Below are 19,585 nucleotides of genomic sequence, written 5' to 3' on the forward strand. Positions count from 1 at the left end.
TCTGAAACCGATAAGAGTTTTACAGGTAGTTACAATTATGAATCGTGGCGGTCTTGAAACAATGCTGATGAATTACTATCGGCAATTAGACACAACAAAGATTCAATTTGATTTTATGGTACATCGTGTAGAAAGAGGTCATTATGATGATGAGATAGAAAGCCTTGGAGGTAAAATTTATCGAATGCCTCAGATTCGTCCTGGTAATTACCGAAAATATTTTAATTTGTTAAATGATTTTTTTGCAAAATACAATGAGTATAAAGTCGTACATTCTCATAATAACGAAAATAGTAGCTTCGTTTTAAGGGCAGCTAAACGATATGGAGTTCCATGTAGAATTGCACATAGCCATTTAAGCGACTTGGGAATTGATTTGAAATTACCATTCAGATTGTATGCAAGACTTGCTATGAAAGAAAATCCAAATCAGTACTTTGCTTGCTCAAAAAACGCAGGAAAATGGTTATTTGGAGACCAAAAAGAGATTACAGTACTTAACAATGCGGTTAACGTAAATGAGTTTAAGTACGATGAACAGGTAAGAGAAACAATTCGAAAAGAATTAGACATTGGAGATCAAATGGTTATAGGCCATATTGGTAGATTTAATAAACAGAAGAATCATGAATTCCTTATCGATATTTTCAAGGCTGTTAATGATAATAACCCTAATACCATTCTCGTATTAGTAGGCGAAGGTCATCTACGCCAAGAGGTTGAAAAAAAAGTAGAAAAACTAGGTTTATTCACTAAAGTAAAGTTCTTAGGTGTAAGATCTGACATCGCAAATTTAATGCAAGCAATGGATATCTTTCTTTTTCCTTCACTTTTCGAAGGACTACCAGTTGTCTTAGTTGAAGCACAAGCTGCTGGGTTAAATTGTATTATTTCTGATTCAATAACGAATGAAACTGATATTACCGGTAGAATTCAATACATAAGTCTCAAGGAACCAATTGATAAATGGGTTGATAAAATAATAAATTCTACTACTGAACATGCTGATACATCAACAATGTTACGCTCAAATGGATTTGATACGACAAATATGGCTGAATGGTTGACAAAATTTTATCTTGAAAATTCCATGAATACGGTGGAGGTGTAAAGTATGGCTCCGACTTTAACGGTATTTACTCCTACATACAATCGTGCTTACACTTTACACCTTTGTTACGAAAGCTTAAAAAGACAAACGAGTAAAGATTTTGTCTGGTTAATTATCGATGATGGTTCAACTGATAACACAAAAGGCCTTATAAAAAATTGGATAGCTGAAAATGCTGTACCTATCCGATATCATTATCAGGAAAACCAAGGAATGCATGGAGCACACAATGCCGCTTATGTATTAGTTGATACTGAGTTAAATGTCTGTATTGATTCAGACGACTATATGGCTGATGATGCTGTTGAAAAGATTGTTCAGTTATGGGAAAAACATGGTAGTGACAAACATGCAGGAATTGTAGCACTAGACGCAACACCAAATGGGCAGATTATAGGTACAAATATGCCAGACTATTTGAATGAATCTACACTCTCACATCTTTACGGTAAGCATAAGGTTAAAGGTGATAAAAAATTAGTATACAGAACAGAATTAACAAAAAACACACCACCTTATCCAATTTTCCCAGGAGAGAAATACTGTCCTTTAAGCTATAAATACATCCTCATAGATCAACAATGTCCATTACTTGTGATGAATGAGATACTTTGTTATGTGGAGTATTTACCAGATGGTTCTAGTATGAATATCATAAATCAGTATAAGAAAAATCCGAAGGGGTTTGCCTTTTTTAGAAAAGTTGCGATTGAACATGCACCAACGTTTAAAGAAAGACTTAGAGAATCGATGCATTATGTTTCTAGTAGCTTAATGATAGGCAACAATAAATTTTTACTAGAATCACCTAAATTTTTAACTACTTTATTAGCTACACCATTTGGGATTTTACTTTATTTCTACATAACAAGAACTAATAAAGCAACAGTGCTGAAAAGTGGTTAGATTGTTTTGAAAGGGATATAAATAATGACAATATTTTGGATAAATCTCACGTTGGTATACATGTTTACTTTATTTGCTAGATTTATTTCTAAACCCCTTTCTTTAGGATCAAACTTTGTATCGCCGAATAAATTGTTTGTTTTTTTAGCTATTTCATCGTTAGTGCTTGTTTCGGGGCTTCGGAATAATATTGGAGACACTTATTTTTATATGCATTCTTACACAGAAAGTGATTTTACATGGGAATATGTCGTTACAAATAAAGATCCTGGATTTGGCATTTTACAAATGCTCTTACAAACTATATCAGAGGATCCACAACTTCTTATTTTTATAACTGCTCTAATAACAAATCTTTTAATTGGCATTACTTTATATAAGTACTCAAGAATGATTGAATTAAGTTTCTATGTTTATATCACTGCAGGTATATTTACTGTCTCTATGAATGGAATAAGACAATTTTTAGCTGCTTCGATAATTTTTATAGCAACAAAATATATACTAAATGGTGACTTTAAAAAATACTCTCTAATTGTCATCCTTGCTTCGACGATTCATCAAAGTGCATTGATACTAATTCCTATATACTTTATCGTGCGAAGAGAGGCTTGGACAAAGGTTACATTTTTATTATTTGCGCTAGCGATATTTATTGTAATGGGGTTCAATCAGTTTTCTGAGATGCTCTTTGCATCTTTAGAAGATACACAATACAGTAACTATAGTACGTTTGATGAAGGTGGTGCTAACAATATTAGGGCACTAGTTGAAGCAGTTCCAGTTATCATTGCCTTTTTAGGACGTAAAAAATTAAGAGAAATGTGGCCTAAAAGCGATATAATTGTTAATTTATCTATTATTAGTTTAATTTTTATGATAATAGCTACTCAAAACTGGATATTTGCAAGATTTAATATTTATTTCAGTTTATACAACTTAATCTTAATATCATGGATTATCTATTTATTTAAAGAGAATAACAGAAAGTTTGTATATTATGGTTTATTAGTTTGTTACTTAATGTATTTTTACTATGAACAAGTAATTTCGTTAGGTATGTATTACCGCAGCGATTATATTAATTTTTAAGAGGTAATAATATGAATTTTTATGAAAAGTTAACTGAGCAAAATTTACAAGAAATTCTAGAGAATGTTTATAAAAAAGGTCAAGAAACAGAAAATATTAGTGTTTTAGAACTAATTGAAGAAATTAAACTGCAGTTTATGTTGTACAAGACTAAGTGAAAGAGGGGGAAAAATGAAACGAATTTTTGATTTAGTTGTTTCGGTAATAATATTAATCTTGCTTTCCCCAATTATGCTCTCAATAGCAATACTTATAAGACTAAAATTAGGATCACCAATCTTTTTTAAACAACAACGTCCTGGCTTACATAGTAAGCCTTTTTATTTTTATAAATTTAGATCAATGACAGATGAAAAAAATGAAGATGGTGAATTGTTACCCGATGAAATCAGATTAACTTCATTTGGTAAGTTTTTAAGAAAATCTAGTTTTGATGAGTTTCCACAACTAATAAATGTAATAAAAGGTGATATTAGTTTAGTTGGTCCGAGGCCGTTATTAATGGACTATTTACAACTATATACAAAAGAACAGGCAAAACGCCATCTGGTAAAACCTGGTATAACTGGCTGGGCACAAATAAATGGTCGCAATACTATTTCTTGGGAAGAAAAGTTTAAATTAGATGTCTGGTATGTAAATAACCGGACATTTTTACTAGATATAAAAATTCTTTTTTTAACTGTTTACAAGGTTTTTAAGTCACAAGGTATAAATCAGCCAGGTTATGCGACTGTGGAGAAGTTTAAAGGTTCTAACATAAGAGAGGGTAAAAGATGAACATTGTTATTATAGGTCAAGGTGGTCATAGTAAAGTAGTTAAAGATATTATTCTATTTAATGAAAATTCTCATATAGTTGGTTATTTAGATGACAAATTTGAGGATTATTTAATTATAGATGAAATGTTTTACGGTCCAATATCGGCATTTCAGTTTCTTTTAGATAAATATGATGATATTAAATTTGTTGTAGCAATTGGAAATAATCAAACAAGAAAAAAGATTGTTGAGAAACTTAATCTTAGAGAGTTTTTTTATACTACTAGTATTCATCCCTCATCTATTGTTAGTCCGAGTGCTAGGATTGGAAAGGGAACTGTAATAATGGCAAATACTGTTATAAATGCAGATGCCGTTATTGGGGATCATGTCATCGTTAATACAGGTTCAATTATCGAACATGACAATAGTGTAAGCAATTTTGCTCATGTATCTCCAAATGCAACTTTAGCAGGAAGTGTTCAGTTAGGTGAAGGTGTACATATAGGAGCAGGTGCTACTCTTATTCCAAATGTAAAGATAGGGGATTGGTCGATTATAGGAGCTGGAGCAACTGTCATAAACTCAATTCCAGCAAATACAACTGCTGTAGGTATCCCAGCCAAATCATAAATCAAGTAGGAGGTGTGTAATTATGATGCAAAAAGGTCAACAAAAAAGAATTTTCCTTTCTTCCCCACACATGAGTGGAAATGAGTTGAACTATATTAATGAAGCGTTTGAAACAAATTGGATCGCACCATTAGGGCCAAATGTTGATGCTTTTGAAAAAGAAATAGCAAATTATGTAGGAGTCAGTGAAGCTGTTGCCGTTAGTTCAGGTACTGCAGCAATTCATCTGGCTCTTTCTTTATTAGATGTAAAAAAGGGAGATAAAGTATTTTGTTCTTCTCTGACTTTTGTAGCGAGTGCGAATCCTATACTTTATCAGGGAGCTGAACCAGTATTCATTGATTCAGAGCCTGAAACATGGAACATGTCACCACAAGCTCTTGAGATGGCATTTAAAGAAGCATTTATTGATGGTAGGATGCCTAAAGCAGTAATAGTTGTTAATTTATACGGCCAAAGTGCAAAAATGGATGAAATCGTTTCTTTATGTAACCAATATGATGTACCGATAATTGAGGATGCAGCCGAATCTCTAGGCTCTACTTATAAAGGTAAAGCGAGTGGAACATTTGGCATGTTCGGTGTTTTTTCATTTAATGGGAATAAAATCATCACAACTTCTAGTGGAGGTATGCTTGTATCTAATGATATTGAAGCTTTAAAGAAAGCAAGGTTTTTAGCTACCCAAGCAAAGGATCAAGCTCTCCACTACCAACATAGTACAATTGGTTTTAATTATCGAATGAGCAATATACTTGCGGGTATTGGTAGGGCTCAATTAGAGGTATTGGAAGATAGAGTAAAAGCTAGAAGGTTACTATTTGATCGATACAATCAAAAGTTGGGTTCCATACCTGGTGTTAAATTTATGCCAGAATTAAGACAGACGGAATCTAATCGTTGGCTTACGGCATTAACCATCGATGAGAAAGTAGCTGAAACTACAATAGAGTCTATATTAAATACCTTGTCTGAAGAAAATATAGAAGCACGTCCTGTTTGGAAACCCCTTCATATGCAACCATTATTTAAAGGAGTTAAATACTATTCTCATAGTGAAAATACTAATGTGTCAGAACGTTTGTTCAATACAGGGCTGTGCCTTCCTTCAGGATCAAATATTACAGAAGAAGATCAAATGAGAGTCATAAAATGCGTTAAAGAATTATTAAAAATAAGAGTATAGTTTGAGCTTTATTTATAGGTTCCTATTGAAGGGAGATTGAGAAGATAATGACTATAAATACTAATAAAATCCCTAAAATTATTCATTACTGTTGGTTCGGAGGAAAAGAAAAACCTGATATTGTAAATGAATGTATAGCAAGCTGGAAAAAGCATTTATCTGGTTATGAAATTAAAGAATGGAATGAAGATAATTTTAATATTAACATCAATATTTATGTGAAAGAGGCTTATGAATCTGAGAAGTTTGCTTTCGTGAGTGATTATGCAAGAGTATATGTTTTATATAAATTTGGGGGGATCTACCTAGATACTGATGTGGAGGTATTTAAACCATTTGATGATTTTTTGCATCATGAGTCATTTTGGGGATTTGAGCAAGAAAATTATATTGCTACTAGTACGATAGGTACAGAGAATGGCAATAAATTAATAAAATTATTTTTAGATTCATATAAAGAAAAGAATTTTATCAAAGAGGATGGAAGTTACGATGATTTAACTAATGTAGCTATTGTATCCGAGATACTAAAAAACAAAGGCTTAAAAATGAATGGAAAATATCAAGAATTAGAAGATATAGGGACATTTTACCCTCAAACATACTTCTCTCCATATGATTATATAAACTGTAGGAAGTGTATTACTGGAAATACGTATGCAATGCATCACTTCTATAAAAGCTGGTTACCGCCAAAGGCTAGATTTAAAAGTAATGTAAAAACAATTGCAGCTAAAGTAATAGGTGGAGATAATATTGCTAAAATTAGAAAAATAGTTTCAAAAGTTTAGGAGATACAAATGAAAAATATATTGATAGCCTCTTTTGATATGGAAGTTGGAGGAGTAGAAAGAAGTCTCATTAGCATGCTTGAAAACTTCGATTATAAAAACTACGTTGTGGATTTAATGTTATATAAGCATCAAGGTGATTTTTTGGAATTAGTTTCTGATAAAGTAAATTTATTAGGTGAAGTTCCACAATACGCAACATTTAGAAAATCAATAGGGGAAATCCTAAAAGATAAACAGTATAGTATAGGGCTATCGAGAGTTTTTTCTAAGATAAATGCAGGTATTTTAGGAAAAGTAAAAAAATTTGAAGAACCAGGTTATTATCAAATGCAGCTAATGTGGAAGTGTGCATTACCGTTTCTGCCTGAAGTGAATATACAATACGATGTTGCGATTAGCTATTTGTGGCCACATTATTTTGTAGCCGAAAAGGTTAGTGCAAAGAAAAAAATTGCGTGGATTCATACAGATTTTTCAACTGTTGAAACAGATATACAACTGGACTTAAAAATGTGGCGGAAATTTGATTATATAGTAGCTGTATCTGAGGCGTGCAAAACTTCATTTTTGAATAAATATGGTGAATTAAAAAATAAGGTTATTGTAATCGAAAATATAACATCACCAGAATTCATTAGAGAAATGGCTAATCGAAAAGTTGATAACCCAATGATCAAGGATAATAGATTTAAAATTTTGACAGTTGCGCGACTATCACATGCCAAGGGAATTGATAATGCTGTAAAAGCTTTAAAAGTTTTAAAAGAAAAAGGGTATCATGATATTGCTTGGTATGTAGTGGGTTATGGAGGAGATGAATCTATGATCAAAGGTCTCATAAAAGAATCTAAATTAGATGATAGCTTTATCTTATTGGGGAAGAAAACAAATCCATATCCATTTATTAAGGAAGCAGATATATATATACAGCCATCTAGGTATGAGGGGAAAGCTGTAACAGTGGGGGAAGCTCAAATACTATCGAAACCAGTTATGATTACTAAATATACAACTGCCAAAAGTCAGGTGAAAGATGGATTTGACGGTTATATTACAGAATTATCAATTGAAGGTATAGTGAGTGGGGTTGAAAAACTATATAACAACTTTGATATGAGACAAAAATTAATAAATAATTGCAGTAATACAAATTATAGTAATAGTTTTGAACTTAATAAATTGTATAAGATTATATAGGTAACTTTACTTTAATGATCTATTTTCAACAATAAAAAAGAGATGTGTCAGGTAAGGATTGATATATATGAGTTTAAAAGTAAGTGTCATCATACCCGTTTATAATGCAGAAAATTATATTACTCAGTGCATCGATTCACTTCTAAACCAGACCCTACAAGAGTGTGAATTCATATTTATAAATGATGGTTCGAAAGATGATAGTCAGCGAATTATTGAAGGCTATCAAAAGTTAGATGAGCGAATAAAACTTATAAATCAAGAAAATCAGGGTGTAAGTATAGCCAGAAATGTAGGCTTACGTGTCGCTAACGGTGAATATATCGGGTTTGTTGATTCTGATGATTATATTGATAAAAAAATGTATGAAAAACTTTATACATCAGCAAAACAAAGTGATTTTGATGTAATTATTTCAAATTTTGAAAGTGAAATAGAAGGACATAAGATAATCACAAATTACCCATTTCCAATTGAAGTAACTTTAAATAATGATTATATTAATCAAGAAATATTACCATATTTTCTTAAAGAAGATAATTTAAATACAGGATGTAACAAGATTTATAAAAATAAAGTCATAAGAGAAAATAATCTAAAGTTTCCAGAAAAGGTTCCTCTAGGAGAAGATGGCCTGTTTAATATGCGCTTTTTTAGCTTTGCAAATACTCTGAAGTACATAGATTATACGGGATATTTTTATAGAGAAGTAGAGGGAAGCGCAACAAGAAATATAGCAGAAAAAGATTATTTTAATAGGGCAATAGAAGTGTACAATATGAAACTGCCAGCTATTTATAAAGAGTTACTTAAGAAAGAAAAAATACATCATCTAAAGTCTTTAAAGCTAATAAAGAGCGTCATGTCTTATATATATGTTTATTTTACACCATCGAAAGAGCTAAGTTTTCGCCAAAGATTTAGATATATAAAAAATATGGTAAGTAATAATGATGTAAGAAAAGCATTGCTTATATGTTATAACGAATTGAATAGCACTCTAGGGAGATATGAAAAGTTAGTATTGAACCTAATAAAAAGAAAATCCACTGCCGGGCTGTATTTTGTTACTGCATATAGTAGGTTTAGAAATAAGCATTAATGGAGGATAAGTATGAAGATCATGATGTTTGCACATGATGGTAGTCTTAATAGAGGTTGTGAGGCTATCGTTCGTTCATCTACGGATATTATCAAAGAAAAAGTAAAAGAAGCAGAGGTATATTTAGCTTCTGGAAGGCCAGAAACGGATAAAAAAATCACTAAATTAGATGGAATACTTGATGGTTCTAATAGCATCATAAAAAAGTATTCGTATGATTGGTGGATATCATCACTTAAAGTAAAGTTTTTTAATGATGAATCATATTCGTTTGGTAAAATTCACCATAATATAATAAAGCATATAGATGATATGGATGTTTATTTATCAATAGGTGGGGATAATTATTGCTACGGGGAGCAGCCTGGATGGTACGAGATTGACAGAAGGGTTAAGTCAAAAGGAAAGAGATTAGTATTATGGGGATGTTCTATCGGAGAAGAAGATATGTCTGAAAGAAAGTTGGAGGATCTGAAACTATTTGATTTAATTTTGGCTCGTGAAACCATTACATATAAAATGTTGAAAAGCAAAGGACTTAATAATGTTAAACTATGTGCTGATCCTGCATTTACGATGGAAAAAGAAGAGTTAGAATTACCTGAAGGTTGGCAAGTCGGGAATACAGTAGGTTTAAATTTTAGTCCTCTTGTCTGGAATCGAAACAAAAATTCCAAAACTGCTGTAAGAGACCTAATAAATCATATATTAAATACTACCGATATGACGATTGCTCTCACACCTCATGTTATAGATGAAGGTAATAATGATTATGAAGTTCTCTATAAATTTTACGAAGAATTTAAGAATACTGGTAGAGTCATTATTTTACCAGATCATTTAAACGCAATACAATATAAAGGATATATTGCGAGAATGAGATTTTTTATCGGTGCAAGAACACATGCGACGATTGCTGCTTACTCAAATTATGTTCCAACGATGGTGTTAGGATATAGTGTGAAATCCAAAGGAATAGCAAGAGATCTTTTTGGGGAAGAAAAATTAGTGTTAGGAATAGAAGAAATCTCAAATAGTAAAAAATTAAAGAATGCATTCGATGAAATGATAGCAGAAGAAGAGGGATTAAGACAAAAACTTCAACAATCTATACCTAAGATAAGAAGAATGTCATATAAATCAGTAGAATATTTACATGAACTAGTTAGGTAGAATGAGGTATATTATGAAAAAAAATTTATTATTTATTATGCCTAGCCTATCTGCAGGGGGCGGAGAAAAAAGTTTAGTTAATTTATTATCACAAATAGATTACGAATTATATAATGTAGATTTATTCTTGTTAAATCATAATGGCATATTTATGGAATTTGTACCAAAAGAAGTACAAATTCTTTCTTTACCTAAATCATATAATCTATTTTCCTTACCTTTAATTAAATCTATAATAAAGCTTTTACTAAAAGGCAAAATAACATTAGCTTATAATAGAATATTGTTTAGTATTAATAGAAATTTCGAAAATATTTCAGTAAGAGAACAGAAGAATTGGAAATATCTTTCCAAATCTTTAAATGTAATAGAAAAGAAATATGATGTTGCTATAGGATTCTTAGAAAAAACATCTACATATTTTTGTGTAGATAAAGTTGAGGCTTCTCAAAAAATAGGGTGGGTTCATATAGATTACGATAAATTAGGTATGGACCCAAGCATTGATAATGTGTATTTTAGAAAACTTAACAATATAGTGACTGTATCAGAAGAATGTTCGACTATACTAAAAAAAAGATTTCCAAATGAAAAAGATAAAGTGGATGTTATTTATAATATTGTATCACCAAAGCTGATTAATGAAATGGCTAAACAGGTAATCACTGATTTATATGAAAAAAAAGATGATGAGATTGTCATACTTTCTATAGGTAGATTACATTATCAAAAAGGTTTTGAATTAGCAATAGAGTCCTGCAAAAAATTAATAGAAAAAGGATATAAATTAAAATGGTACGTTATAGGAGATGGAGAAGAAAGAGAAAAATTAACTAATTTAATTGAAAGATATAATTTAGAAGAGAATTTTATATTATTAGGGTTAAAATCTAATCCATATCCGTATATAAAGCAAGTTGATATATATGCACAGACATCCAGGTTTGAAGGGAAATCTATTGCTATTGATGAAGCAAAAATAATGAACAAACCAATTGTTGTTACTAATTTTAGTACTGCAAAAGACCAAATAAATGACAGAATAGATGGAATAATTGTAGATATGGATGCTGATTGTGTTGTAAAGGGAATTGAAATGCTCATAAATGATCAAACTTTGAGAGAAGAATTAATTTTTAACCTATCTCAGATGAATTTAGGAACTGAGGAAGAAATAGATAAACTATATAATCTTTTTTATTAAGTGAGGTGATATGTGTATGAAAAAAAATATCTTATTTGTAATGAATAATTTGACCAGTGGTGGAGCTGAAAAAGCACTAATTTCTTTATTAGAAACAATAGATTACACTATTTACGATGTAGATTTATTTTTATTTAAACACGAAGGTTTATTCTTTAGTAAAATTCCTGATCAAGTAAATTTATTGGAAGAACCTTTTGAGTATAAATATTTTGATATGTCGATAGTAGAAGCCCTATTTGATTACTTAAAAAGGGGAAGAATTGATTTAGTTTTTTCAAGACTATGTGCAGGTTTTATATTTAAGAGTGAAAAAAATCGAGCTAGATGTGAGCAAAGAGTGTGGAAGTATTTGTCGAAATCTTTGAAAAGTATAAATAAGAAGTATGATGCAGCTATTGGATATCTTGAAAAGAATCCAGTTTATTTTTGTATAGATAAGGTAAATGCAAATAAAAAAATAGGGTTTATACATAATGATTATGACAAGTTGGGGATGGATCCTAATATTGACATTATATATTTCGATAAATTAAATAGTATTGTTACAGTATCTGAAGAATGTGCTAACGTTTTAAAACAAAGATTTCCAATGTATAAGCAAAAGGTAGAAGTTATGTTTAATATTGTATCTCCTAATGTGATAGATAACATGTCTTTAGAAACCATTGATTTTAGTAATAAAGGAATTAAGCTAGTTTCTGTTGGAAGATTGAATCATCAAAAAGGATTTGAAATGGCCATAGAAGCGTGTAAAAAATTAATTGAAAGTGGATATGATGTAAAGTGGTATGTTATTGGAGAAGGAGAAGATAAATCTAAATTAGAGCAGTTGATAAAAGAATATGACCTCCAAGAAATATTTATTCTCTTGGGAATTAAAGAAAATCCTTATCCATATATAAGAGAAGCTGATATATATGTGCAACCTTCAAGATTTGAAGGGAAATCCATAGCAATAGACGAGGCGAAAATACTTCATAAGCCAATAGTTGTAACAAATTTTAGTACAGCTAAAGATCAAATTCGAAATGAAGAGAATGGATTAATTGTAGACATGAATTCTCAATCAATATTTGAAGGAATTATAAAGTTGAATAATGATAAAGAATTAAGAAGTAACTTGATAGAAAACTTAACAAAAGAAAGTTTAGGAACTGAGTCAGAAATACAAAAATTATATGAATTAATGAAAGCAGTGTAGATAAGAGGTGCAAATGATTGTTCATTCAGGTATTAGGTTTAATATTTTTCTTTTTAATAGTAGTAATTATTTTGATTGATGTCGTACCTATATTTAATGACTGGGTAAGTCGGATTCATATCGGAAGACATATTGATAAGAATTTGTGGAATAAGTCAATCACCAATAAGGGTGTAAAATGGTTAAATAATACACCAAAGATTAAGGTAACTGATAATACAAGATTAGTTGTTATAGATATGCTAAAAGGAAATTATACAAAAAACGCAATACAGCACTGGCAAGAAGCTGCTTTATTATTAGGTTTAACAGAGTCTTTAAAAAATAAAGATGACGAAGAAGTACAAAAAGAAATAAAAAAGTTTTTGAAATCAAAATTTGATCAAAATGGACAATGGTTAAATAAACCTAAGCATGTAGATGGTGCTATACTAGCTTATGCAGTCATGAAGCTGGATTTCATAGATACAGATAAATATAGAAATGCATTTGATTATACTTGGGAAATGATTAAAGAGCAAATAGGTGAAGATGGGACAGTAGGATATAGAAAGTCTATGCAAAGCTACAGATATGTAGATACCATAGGTTTTATATGTCCTTTTTTAGTTGCTTATGGGGTTAGATATAAGAAAAGTAATTGTATTGATTTAGCAGTAAAGCAAATTAGGGAGTATGAACAATACGGAATGTTAGAAAAACAGTTTATACCGAGCCATGCTTATAGATTGGAAAATAAGGCACCACTTGGATTGTATGGTTGGGGACGAGGTCTAGGATGGTATGCTATTGGACTCATAGATTCATGGAAGGAACTTCCTAACAAAAATAATTATAAATTAGTTTTAGAAGAAAGTGTCAAAAAATTTGCTGCAGCTGCGATAAGCTTTCAGCAAGAAAATGGAAGTTGGAACTGGACTGTAACAAGAAATGAATCAAGACCAGATTCATCTACAACAGCTACTTTAGGTTGGTTTTTGTTAAATGCAGCAAAAATAGATGGAATTTCAAAAGATTGTTTATCCAGTTCGGAAAAAGCTATAAGTTATTTAATGAATGTAACACGAAGGAATGGAGCTGTGGATTTTTCTCAAGGTGATACGAAAGATATAGGTGTATATTCCATGTTGTTTAATATTTTGCCTTTTACTCAAGGTTTTTGTATAAGAATTATAAACTTATTTAATAATTCTAAGGTAGCGTGAATTGGCATGGTAACAAAAAAGATATTTAATTTTATTAGAGCTAGATTTAGAAAGATATTTCTTAGAAGAGATATGGTTAGAAGACTATATTAAGATGGGAATGAAAATAGGTGATAACTGCTCTATTCAATCCGGTGTTATATGTGATTACTCTCACTGTTGGTTAATAAAGATAAGTAATAATGTAACCATTGCACCACAAGCATATTTATTTGCTAACGATGCAAGTACAAAAATGATAAATAATTACACTAAGATTGGTAGTATTACCATAGAAGACAATGTATTTATAGGTGCAAGAGCTTTAATTATGCTTGGAGTTACTATTGGTGAAAATTCCATAGTGGCAGCTAGTAGTATTGTGACAAAGCCTATACCACCAAAAAGTGTTGTTGATGGTAACCCTGCTAGAGTTATAACGACTATAGATCAATATGAAGTTTCTCAAAATAAAAAATTCAATGATAATACTACTAAAATCAATAATAGAACATATACCATTGGAGGAAATATTTCAGAGGTTAGCAAGAGAGAAGTATAATGAATTAAAAAATGAGATTGGGTTTGTGGAATAAATTACAATTTATTAAAACTATAATTAAATAAATATTTTATGAGGGACTCTAATGAGAGTAAAAAATTCTATCCTTAATATTTCTGCAGGTATTGGAAGTCAGATTATTATTACATCACTTAGTTTTATTTCAAGAACAGTGTTCATTAACAGTTTAGGTATTGAATACTTAGGAATAAACGGACTGCTTACAAATATTTTAGCTATGTTGACATTGGCGGAGGCAGGAATAGGGGCCAGTATCATGTACAGCCTTTATAAGCCGGTAGCGGAAAATGATCAATTGAAAATTAATGTGCTAATGAAGTTTTATCGAAATGCATACATGGTAATAGCATTAATTGTATTATTGTTAGGATTATCTATAATGCCTTTTCTTGAATTTTTCATTAAGGATTCAAGTGTTGAAAATATTCATTTAATTTATAGCATCTTTTTAATCAATACAGTATTACCCTATCTATATGTACATAAAAATTCATTTTTAAATGTTTGCCAAAAAGGTTACATTGTTACAGGAATATATTCTGTATCAGCAATTGTAACTACTAGTCTTAAAATAGGAATCTTGAATTATACAGGGAATTACATTTTATATCTAATAATAGATTGTATTATAACAATTATTACAACCATTATACTAACAATTATAGTTAATAAAATGTATCCATTTCTACGAAATAAAATAACAGCAAAATTGGATAGTGGCACAAAAAGTAATATTACTAAGAATGTTAAAGCTATTGTTTTACAAAATATTGGGAATTATTTGGTGTTTGGTACTGATAATATATTAATTTCTTCATTTGTCAGTGTAACAGCAGTAGGATTATATTCAAATTACAATATGTTGATTGAAATTTGTAGGACATTTATAAATCAAATATTTAACAATATATATCATAGTGTTGGTAATTTGGTGGCAAATGAAAGAATTGATAAAGTTTATAGTGTTTATAAGGTTTATATGCTTCTTAATTTTTGGTTATATTCCCTTTCTACCATTTTGTTATTAATCACCATTGAACCATTTATTAAGTTATGGATAGGATCAGAGTTTATTTTGAGTAAAAGTGTAATGATCATATTAATGATTATTTTTTATGAAAGAGGAATGCGAAATTCTATATCCACAGTAAAAACTACGTCCGGGATATTTCATGAAGATCGGTTCGTTCCTTTAATTCAGGCTGCTATAAATCTTATTATTTCAATTTTATTAGTGCAATATGTCGGTATAGCGGGTGTTTTTATTGGAACTCTTATAAGTGCGCTGGCTATTCCGTTCTGGACGACACCTTATCTAGTGTATAAAAAAGTGTTCCAAAAGCCTGTTTTAAATTATTTTATAAAATATGCTTTTTACGTTGTTATTGGGATAGGAACTTACTTACTTACAAGTTTGATCAGTAGTTTTATTGTAGCAGATAATTTTTTCAATTTAATACTAATTGGTTTTATTTGTCTAATTGTGCCTAATTTAATTTATATAGGTGTTTTTTGTAAAACAGATGAGTTTAAATACTTGTTTGGAGTTGTAAGGACTTTAGTAGCAAAATTGACAAATAGGTCTAAACTGAATCAAAAAAGTGCATGAAAGCTTTTTAAAATATTGTATTTGAGGTATTTCCATTGGGAAATAGTGGATAGGTTTCAAGTAGACTTCAATTAATAAAAACGAGGAGAATCTACAATGACCAAAAGAGAGCGAAGAACATTTACACAAGAATTCAAAGAACAAATGGTACAGCTATATATGAATGGCAAACCGAGGAAAGATCTAATTCAGAGTACTCAGTCTGAACCCATCGTCTTTAGATAAGTGGATAAGCTAATATAAAACCTCCAGTTCTTTCAAAGAATCTGATAATCGGAAACCAGAAGTGTCAGAACTGGCCGAGCTCGGAAAGAAACTAAAACAGCTACAAATGGAGAACGACATTTTAAAGAAAGCTGCGCTGATACTAGGACGAAAGTAAGTGTGATCAAAAACAATCAACACAAATACTCGATATCTGCAATGTGCAAAGTCCTGCAATTACTAAGAAGCACCTATTGTTATGAGGCAAAAGAAAGATCATCTGAAGATGTACTCACTTCTAAAATTATTGAAATCTTCCGTTCCAGCCGTCAGAATTACGGTACTCGAAAAATCAAAGTAGAGTTAAAGAAGACATTGATCGATCTAGATTTCGTATCGGAAGGATTATTAATGAGCAGGGATTAGTATCCTTGTATACGGTAGCTCAATGCAAGCCACATAAAGATAAATTTAATGAATCGGCAATCCATAATGAGTTAAATCGAGAGTTTGATCAAGATGAATTTAAAAAGCAGTTATCGTAAGGGACTTGACATACGTTAGAGTCAATCAAAAATGGAATTACGTATGTTTATTTGTTAATCTCTTTAATCGAGAAATTATTGGTTTCAGTGCTGGACCAAACAAAGATGCACAATTAGTCTATCGAGCATTATCTTCCATTCACGGCAATTTGGAACGAATCAATCTCTTCCATTCTGACCGAGGAAATGAGTTCAAAAACAAGTTAATTGATGAAGCTTTAGACATTTAATATCAAACGGTCAATAAGCTTGAAAGGCTGTCTTTACATAATGAGGTCGCAGAGGCTACCTTTAAAGTCTTTAAGACGGAGTTTGTCAAAGACCGCTATTTTGATAGTTTAGAAGTTTTAGAACTGGAATTAATGAATTATATCCATTGGTACAATCATATTAGGATTCATGGAACTCTTAGCAACACGAGTCCAATTCAATATAAATTTGAACACCTTAAAAAGTTGTCTAGTTTAGTGTTGACAATCCAAAGTTTCTTATCAGGAGAAAAATTATTCTAGGTAATTTATCAAAAAGTAATTTAAGATCTATCTAATGTTCTAATTTTTATGACGATTTCACACTAGGATTTTTTAATTTGCTGTGTTTTTTTATAGAAGTGAATCAAAAGGTTTAGCAAATATACCTGATGTTGAATCAGTTTAACCTATTAAAATTGTCACCCTTTTTTTAAAAAATAAAGGTGAATATTTAAAAAGAGAGGTATTATTCATGAGCAAAGTTAGTGTAGTAGTGCCAATTTATAACGCGGGAAAGAAACTAAATAAATGTATAAAGTCTATTCTTAACCAAACATTTAAGGATTTTGAATTAATTTTAGTAAACGATGGTTCTATAGATAATAGTTTAAATATATGCAAGAAATTTCAAAAAAAAGATAAAAGAATTATTGTCATTGACAAACAAAATGAAGGAAGTATCGCAACCAGAAGAAAAGGAGTAGAGGCATCAAACTCTGAGTATGTTATGTTTGTTGACGCTGATGATTGGATTGATAGTAAAACAATTGAAATACTTTACGATGATTCGATTGAAGGTAGTGTAGATATAACGGTTTGTAATATGTATAAAATTTTGGGTAATGGCAAAATATTTAAGAAAAAGAATAATAGTAGATATTTTAATAAAGAAAAAATTTATAACGAAGAAGAAATAAAAAGTGAATTAGTAACTGCTTATTTTTGGGGTCATCCATTCCCGCCTTCACTTTGCGCAAAAATGTACAAAAAAGAGTTACTTTTAAAGAGTGGTAAATACTTAGATAGGATCCGTTTTTTAGGAGAGGATCTTTATTATAATATGGAAATATTGATAAAATCTAATAAGGTTAAGGTTATTGACAGAGCTTTATATTATTATAGGGTAGGTGGATTTACAAGCAAATATATGCCATATTTATTTGAGGATATGGTTAATGGATATCTGATACAAAAAGAGGTTATTGATGAATATTACCAAAATACATATCAAGAACAGTACGATGGGATTAGTATAATGTTACTGAATACATTTAAAACATGTTTGTATAATTTGTTTAATGGTGAGCTAACTGAGGGTGGAATTAAAGAATTAATTAGAGAATATGTATCAAATGATAAAGTAATAGAATGTTTGACTAATAAAGGTTCTGAAAAATATTTTCAAAAGGATTATTTGAATGCCATAAAAGACAAAAATATTCTCTATCTATTTGAGTTAGGAGAAAGTATGTATAAAAAGAAAAAACTTAGAAGAGTACTTGTTAGTACAGCATCTAAACTATCTATAATCTAAACTTTTGAAGAAGTTATTCATCCAAGAATATGAAAACTTTTAGTGAAATTATCAATTATGAACACTTAAAATAAAACGGAACATTTTTAAGAGGAGCGGAGGATCAATATAGTGAGTAAAGTTAGCGTAGTGGTCCCAATTTATAATGCAGAAAAATATCTTGAAAAATGTATAAAATCAATTCTTAACCAAACATTTAAGGATTTTGAATTAATTTTAGTAAATGATGGATCTATTGATAATAGTTTGGATATATGCAATAAATATGAAAAACAAGATAAAAGAATTATTGTAATTGATAAAAAAAATGAAGGAAGTATCGTAACAAGAAGAAAAGGAATTGAGGCAGCAACTTCTAAGTTTATTATGTTTGTTGATGCTGATGACTGGATTAATATACAGATGATACAAAAAATGTATAAAGAAATAGTAAACCATAATGTGGATATAGTCGTTTGTAATATGTATCGGGTATTAGGAAAAGGTGCATTAATAAAAGATAAGAATGAAAGTTGGTATTTTAAAGAAGATAAAGTATATGAAAAAGAGGAGATAAAAAAGGATATTGCTACTGCTTATTTACATGGACATCCATTTCCACCTAGTTTATGTGGCAAACTTTATAAAAAAGAAGTGCTCTTAAGTAGTGGAAAGTATTTGAACACGATACAATTCTTAGGTGATGATCTATTTTATAACCTTGACATGCTTCTAAAAATAAATAGTTTAAAAATCATTATCGATCCACTCTACTATTATCGGTTAGGAGGATTTACAAGTAAGTATATGCCTTATTTTTTTCCAGATGTAGTAAATGGATATATGATACAAAAAGAAGTTATTGAAAATTACTATTCAGAAACTAGAAAAAGAGAATATAACGGCATTTCCATAATGCTTTTAAATATGCTTAGGAGTTCAATGTATAATTTATTTAATAGTAATTTAAATAATATAATAATTAAAGAAACTATAAGTGAATATCTTACTAATGAATGTATTATTGAATGTCTATCTAATGAAGGTGTAATTAAATATTTTACAAAAGAATATTTGGAAGCAATAGAAAATAAAGATGTAGAATATTTTTATAATATTGGTTATACATGGAGTAAGAAAAGAAAACCTAAAAAAATACTAATGAATGCTATTTCAAAAATTGGAATTATTTAGAGCCACAGGACAAAATTAATATCGGGATTCAATAATTTGAATTTTTTGGAATAGAGTTGGGGTGTTGTTAGTTGATTTTTCAAACTCTTGTCTTTTTTACTTTTTTGTAAATGGATACTAAAAATGGGCATCCTTAATA

At 30.1% G+C, this 19,585-nt stretch carries 18 protein-coding genes and 1 pseudogene; all 19 read left to right on the forward strand.

Annotated elements, in window-relative coordinates; all coding sequences use genetic code 11:
• Positions 1 to 37: 37 nt before the first annotated feature.
• The 19 genes and pseudogenes from WCV66_RS12155 to WCV66_RS12245 all read left to right on the forward strand — a co-directional run bounded on the left by WCV66_RS12155 (position 38) and on the right by WCV66_RS12245 (position 19,446).
• Positions 38 to 1,111 (forward strand): glycosyltransferase family 1 protein, encoded by a 1,074-nt coding sequence (locus WCV66_RS12155; RefSeq protein WP_338789103.1) that lies wholly within the window; start codon positions 38 to 40, stop codon positions 1,109 to 1,111.
• Positions 1,112 to 1,114: 3 nt separating this feature from the next.
• On the forward strand, positions 1,115 to 2,017 hold the full coding sequence (locus WCV66_RS12160) for a glycosyltransferase family A protein (protein ID WP_338789104.1): 903 nt from the start codon (positions 1,115 to 1,117) through the stop codon (positions 2,015 to 2,017).
• A 24-nt stretch (positions 2,018 to 2,041) separates the two neighbouring features.
• Positions 2,042 to 3,109, forward strand: a complete 1,068-nt coding sequence (locus WCV66_RS12165) for an EpsG family protein (protein ID WP_338789105.1) — start codon at positions 2,042 to 2,044, stop codon at positions 3,107 to 3,109.
• Between the two features lie 11 nt (positions 3,110 to 3,120).
• Positions 3,121 to 3,267, forward strand: coding sequence for a hypothetical protein (locus WCV66_RS12170; RefSeq protein ID WP_338789106.1), 147 nt, complete (start codon positions 3,121 to 3,123; stop codon positions 3,265 to 3,267).
• Positions 3,268 to 3,280: 13 nt separating this feature from the next.
• Positions 3,281 to 3,889, forward strand: coding sequence for a sugar transferase (locus tag WCV66_RS12175; RefSeq protein ID WP_338789107.1), 609 nt, complete (start codon positions 3,281 to 3,283; stop codon positions 3,887 to 3,889).
• A complete protein-coding gene (locus WCV66_RS12180) occupies positions 3,886 to 4,503 on the forward strand; it encodes an acetyltransferase (protein WP_338789108.1) in 618 nt (205 codons plus the stop codon). Before WCV66_RS12175 ends, WCV66_RS12180 begins: the two co-directional genes overlap by 4 nt.
• A gap of 22 nt (positions 4,504 to 4,525) precedes the next feature.
• Positions 4,526 to 5,689: a DegT/DnrJ/EryC1/StrS family aminotransferase gene (locus WCV66_RS12185; protein WP_338789109.1), complete on the forward strand. Its 1,164-nt coding sequence runs from the start codon at positions 4,526 to 4,528 to the stop codon at positions 5,687 to 5,689.
• Between the two features lie 47 nt (positions 5,690 to 5,736).
• Positions 5,737 to 6,480 carry a glycosyltransferase family 32 protein gene (locus tag WCV66_RS12190; RefSeq protein WP_338789110.1) on the forward strand — a complete coding sequence of 248 codons (744 nt, stop codon included), beginning with the start codon at positions 5,737 to 5,739 and terminating at the stop codon, positions 6,478 to 6,480.
• A 9-nt stretch (positions 6,481 to 6,489) separates the two neighbouring features.
• Entirely contained in the window at positions 6,490 to 7,680 is a 1,191-nt protein-coding gene (locus WCV66_RS12195; RefSeq protein WP_338789111.1) for a glycosyltransferase, read from the forward strand.
• A gap of 67 nt (positions 7,681 to 7,747) precedes the next feature.
• Positions 7,748 to 8,782: a glycosyltransferase gene (locus tag WCV66_RS12200; RefSeq protein WP_338789112.1), complete on the forward strand. Its 1,035-nt coding sequence runs from the start codon at positions 7,748 to 7,750 to the stop codon at positions 8,780 to 8,782.
• Positions 8,783 to 8,794: 12 nt separating this feature from the next.
• Positions 8,795 to 9,955, forward strand: coding sequence for a polysaccharide pyruvyl transferase family protein (locus WCV66_RS12205; protein WP_338789113.1), 1,161 nt, complete (start codon positions 8,795 to 8,797; stop codon positions 9,953 to 9,955).
• Positions 9,956 to 9,968: 13 nt separating this feature from the next.
• A complete protein-coding gene (locus tag WCV66_RS12210; RefSeq protein WP_338789114.1) occupies positions 9,969 to 11,159 on the forward strand; it encodes a glycosyltransferase in 1,191 nt (396 codons plus the stop codon).
• Positions 11,160 to 11,175: 16 nt separating this feature from the next.
• Positions 11,176 to 12,363, forward strand: a complete 1,188-nt coding sequence (locus WCV66_RS12215; RefSeq protein WP_338789115.1) for a glycosyltransferase — start codon at positions 11,176 to 11,178, stop codon at positions 12,361 to 12,363.
• A 17-nt stretch (positions 12,364 to 12,380) separates the two neighbouring features.
• A complete protein-coding gene (locus WCV66_RS12220) occupies positions 12,381 to 13,568 on the forward strand; it encodes a glycoside hydrolase family 88 protein (protein WP_338789116.1) in 1,188 nt (395 codons plus the stop codon).
• A 94-nt stretch (positions 13,569 to 13,662) separates the two neighbouring features.
• Complete coding sequence (locus WCV66_RS12225; RefSeq protein WP_338789117.1) at positions 13,663 to 14,109, forward strand: acyltransferase; 447 nt, start codon at positions 13,663 to 13,665, stop codon at positions 14,107 to 14,109.
• Between the two features lie 85 nt (positions 14,110 to 14,194).
• Positions 14,195 to 15,739, forward strand: coding sequence for a lipopolysaccharide biosynthesis protein (locus tag WCV66_RS12230; RefSeq protein ID WP_338789118.1), 1,545 nt, complete (start codon positions 14,195 to 14,197; stop codon positions 15,737 to 15,739).
• A 96-nt stretch (positions 15,740 to 15,835) separates the two neighbouring features.
• A pseudogene (locus WCV66_RS12235) lies at positions 15,836 to 17,000 on the forward strand (IS3 family transposase).
• Positions 17,001 to 17,211: 211 nt separating this feature from the next.
• Positions 17,212 to 18,273 carry a glycosyltransferase family 2 protein gene (locus WCV66_RS12240; protein WP_338789119.1) on the forward strand — a complete coding sequence of 354 codons (1,062 nt, stop codon included), beginning with the start codon at positions 17,212 to 17,214 and terminating at the stop codon, positions 18,271 to 18,273.
• Between the two features lie 111 nt (positions 18,274 to 18,384).
• Complete coding sequence (locus tag WCV66_RS12245) at positions 18,385 to 19,446, forward strand: glycosyltransferase family 2 protein (protein WP_338789120.1); 1,062 nt, start codon at positions 18,385 to 18,387, stop codon at positions 19,444 to 19,446.
• The last annotated feature ends 139 nt before the right edge of the window (positions 19,447 to 19,585 follow it).

Source organism: Metabacillus rhizosphaerae, assembly GCF_037201795.1.
Lineage (GTDB): Bacteria > Bacillota > Bacilli > Bacillales > Bacillaceae > Metabacillus > Metabacillus rhizosphaerae.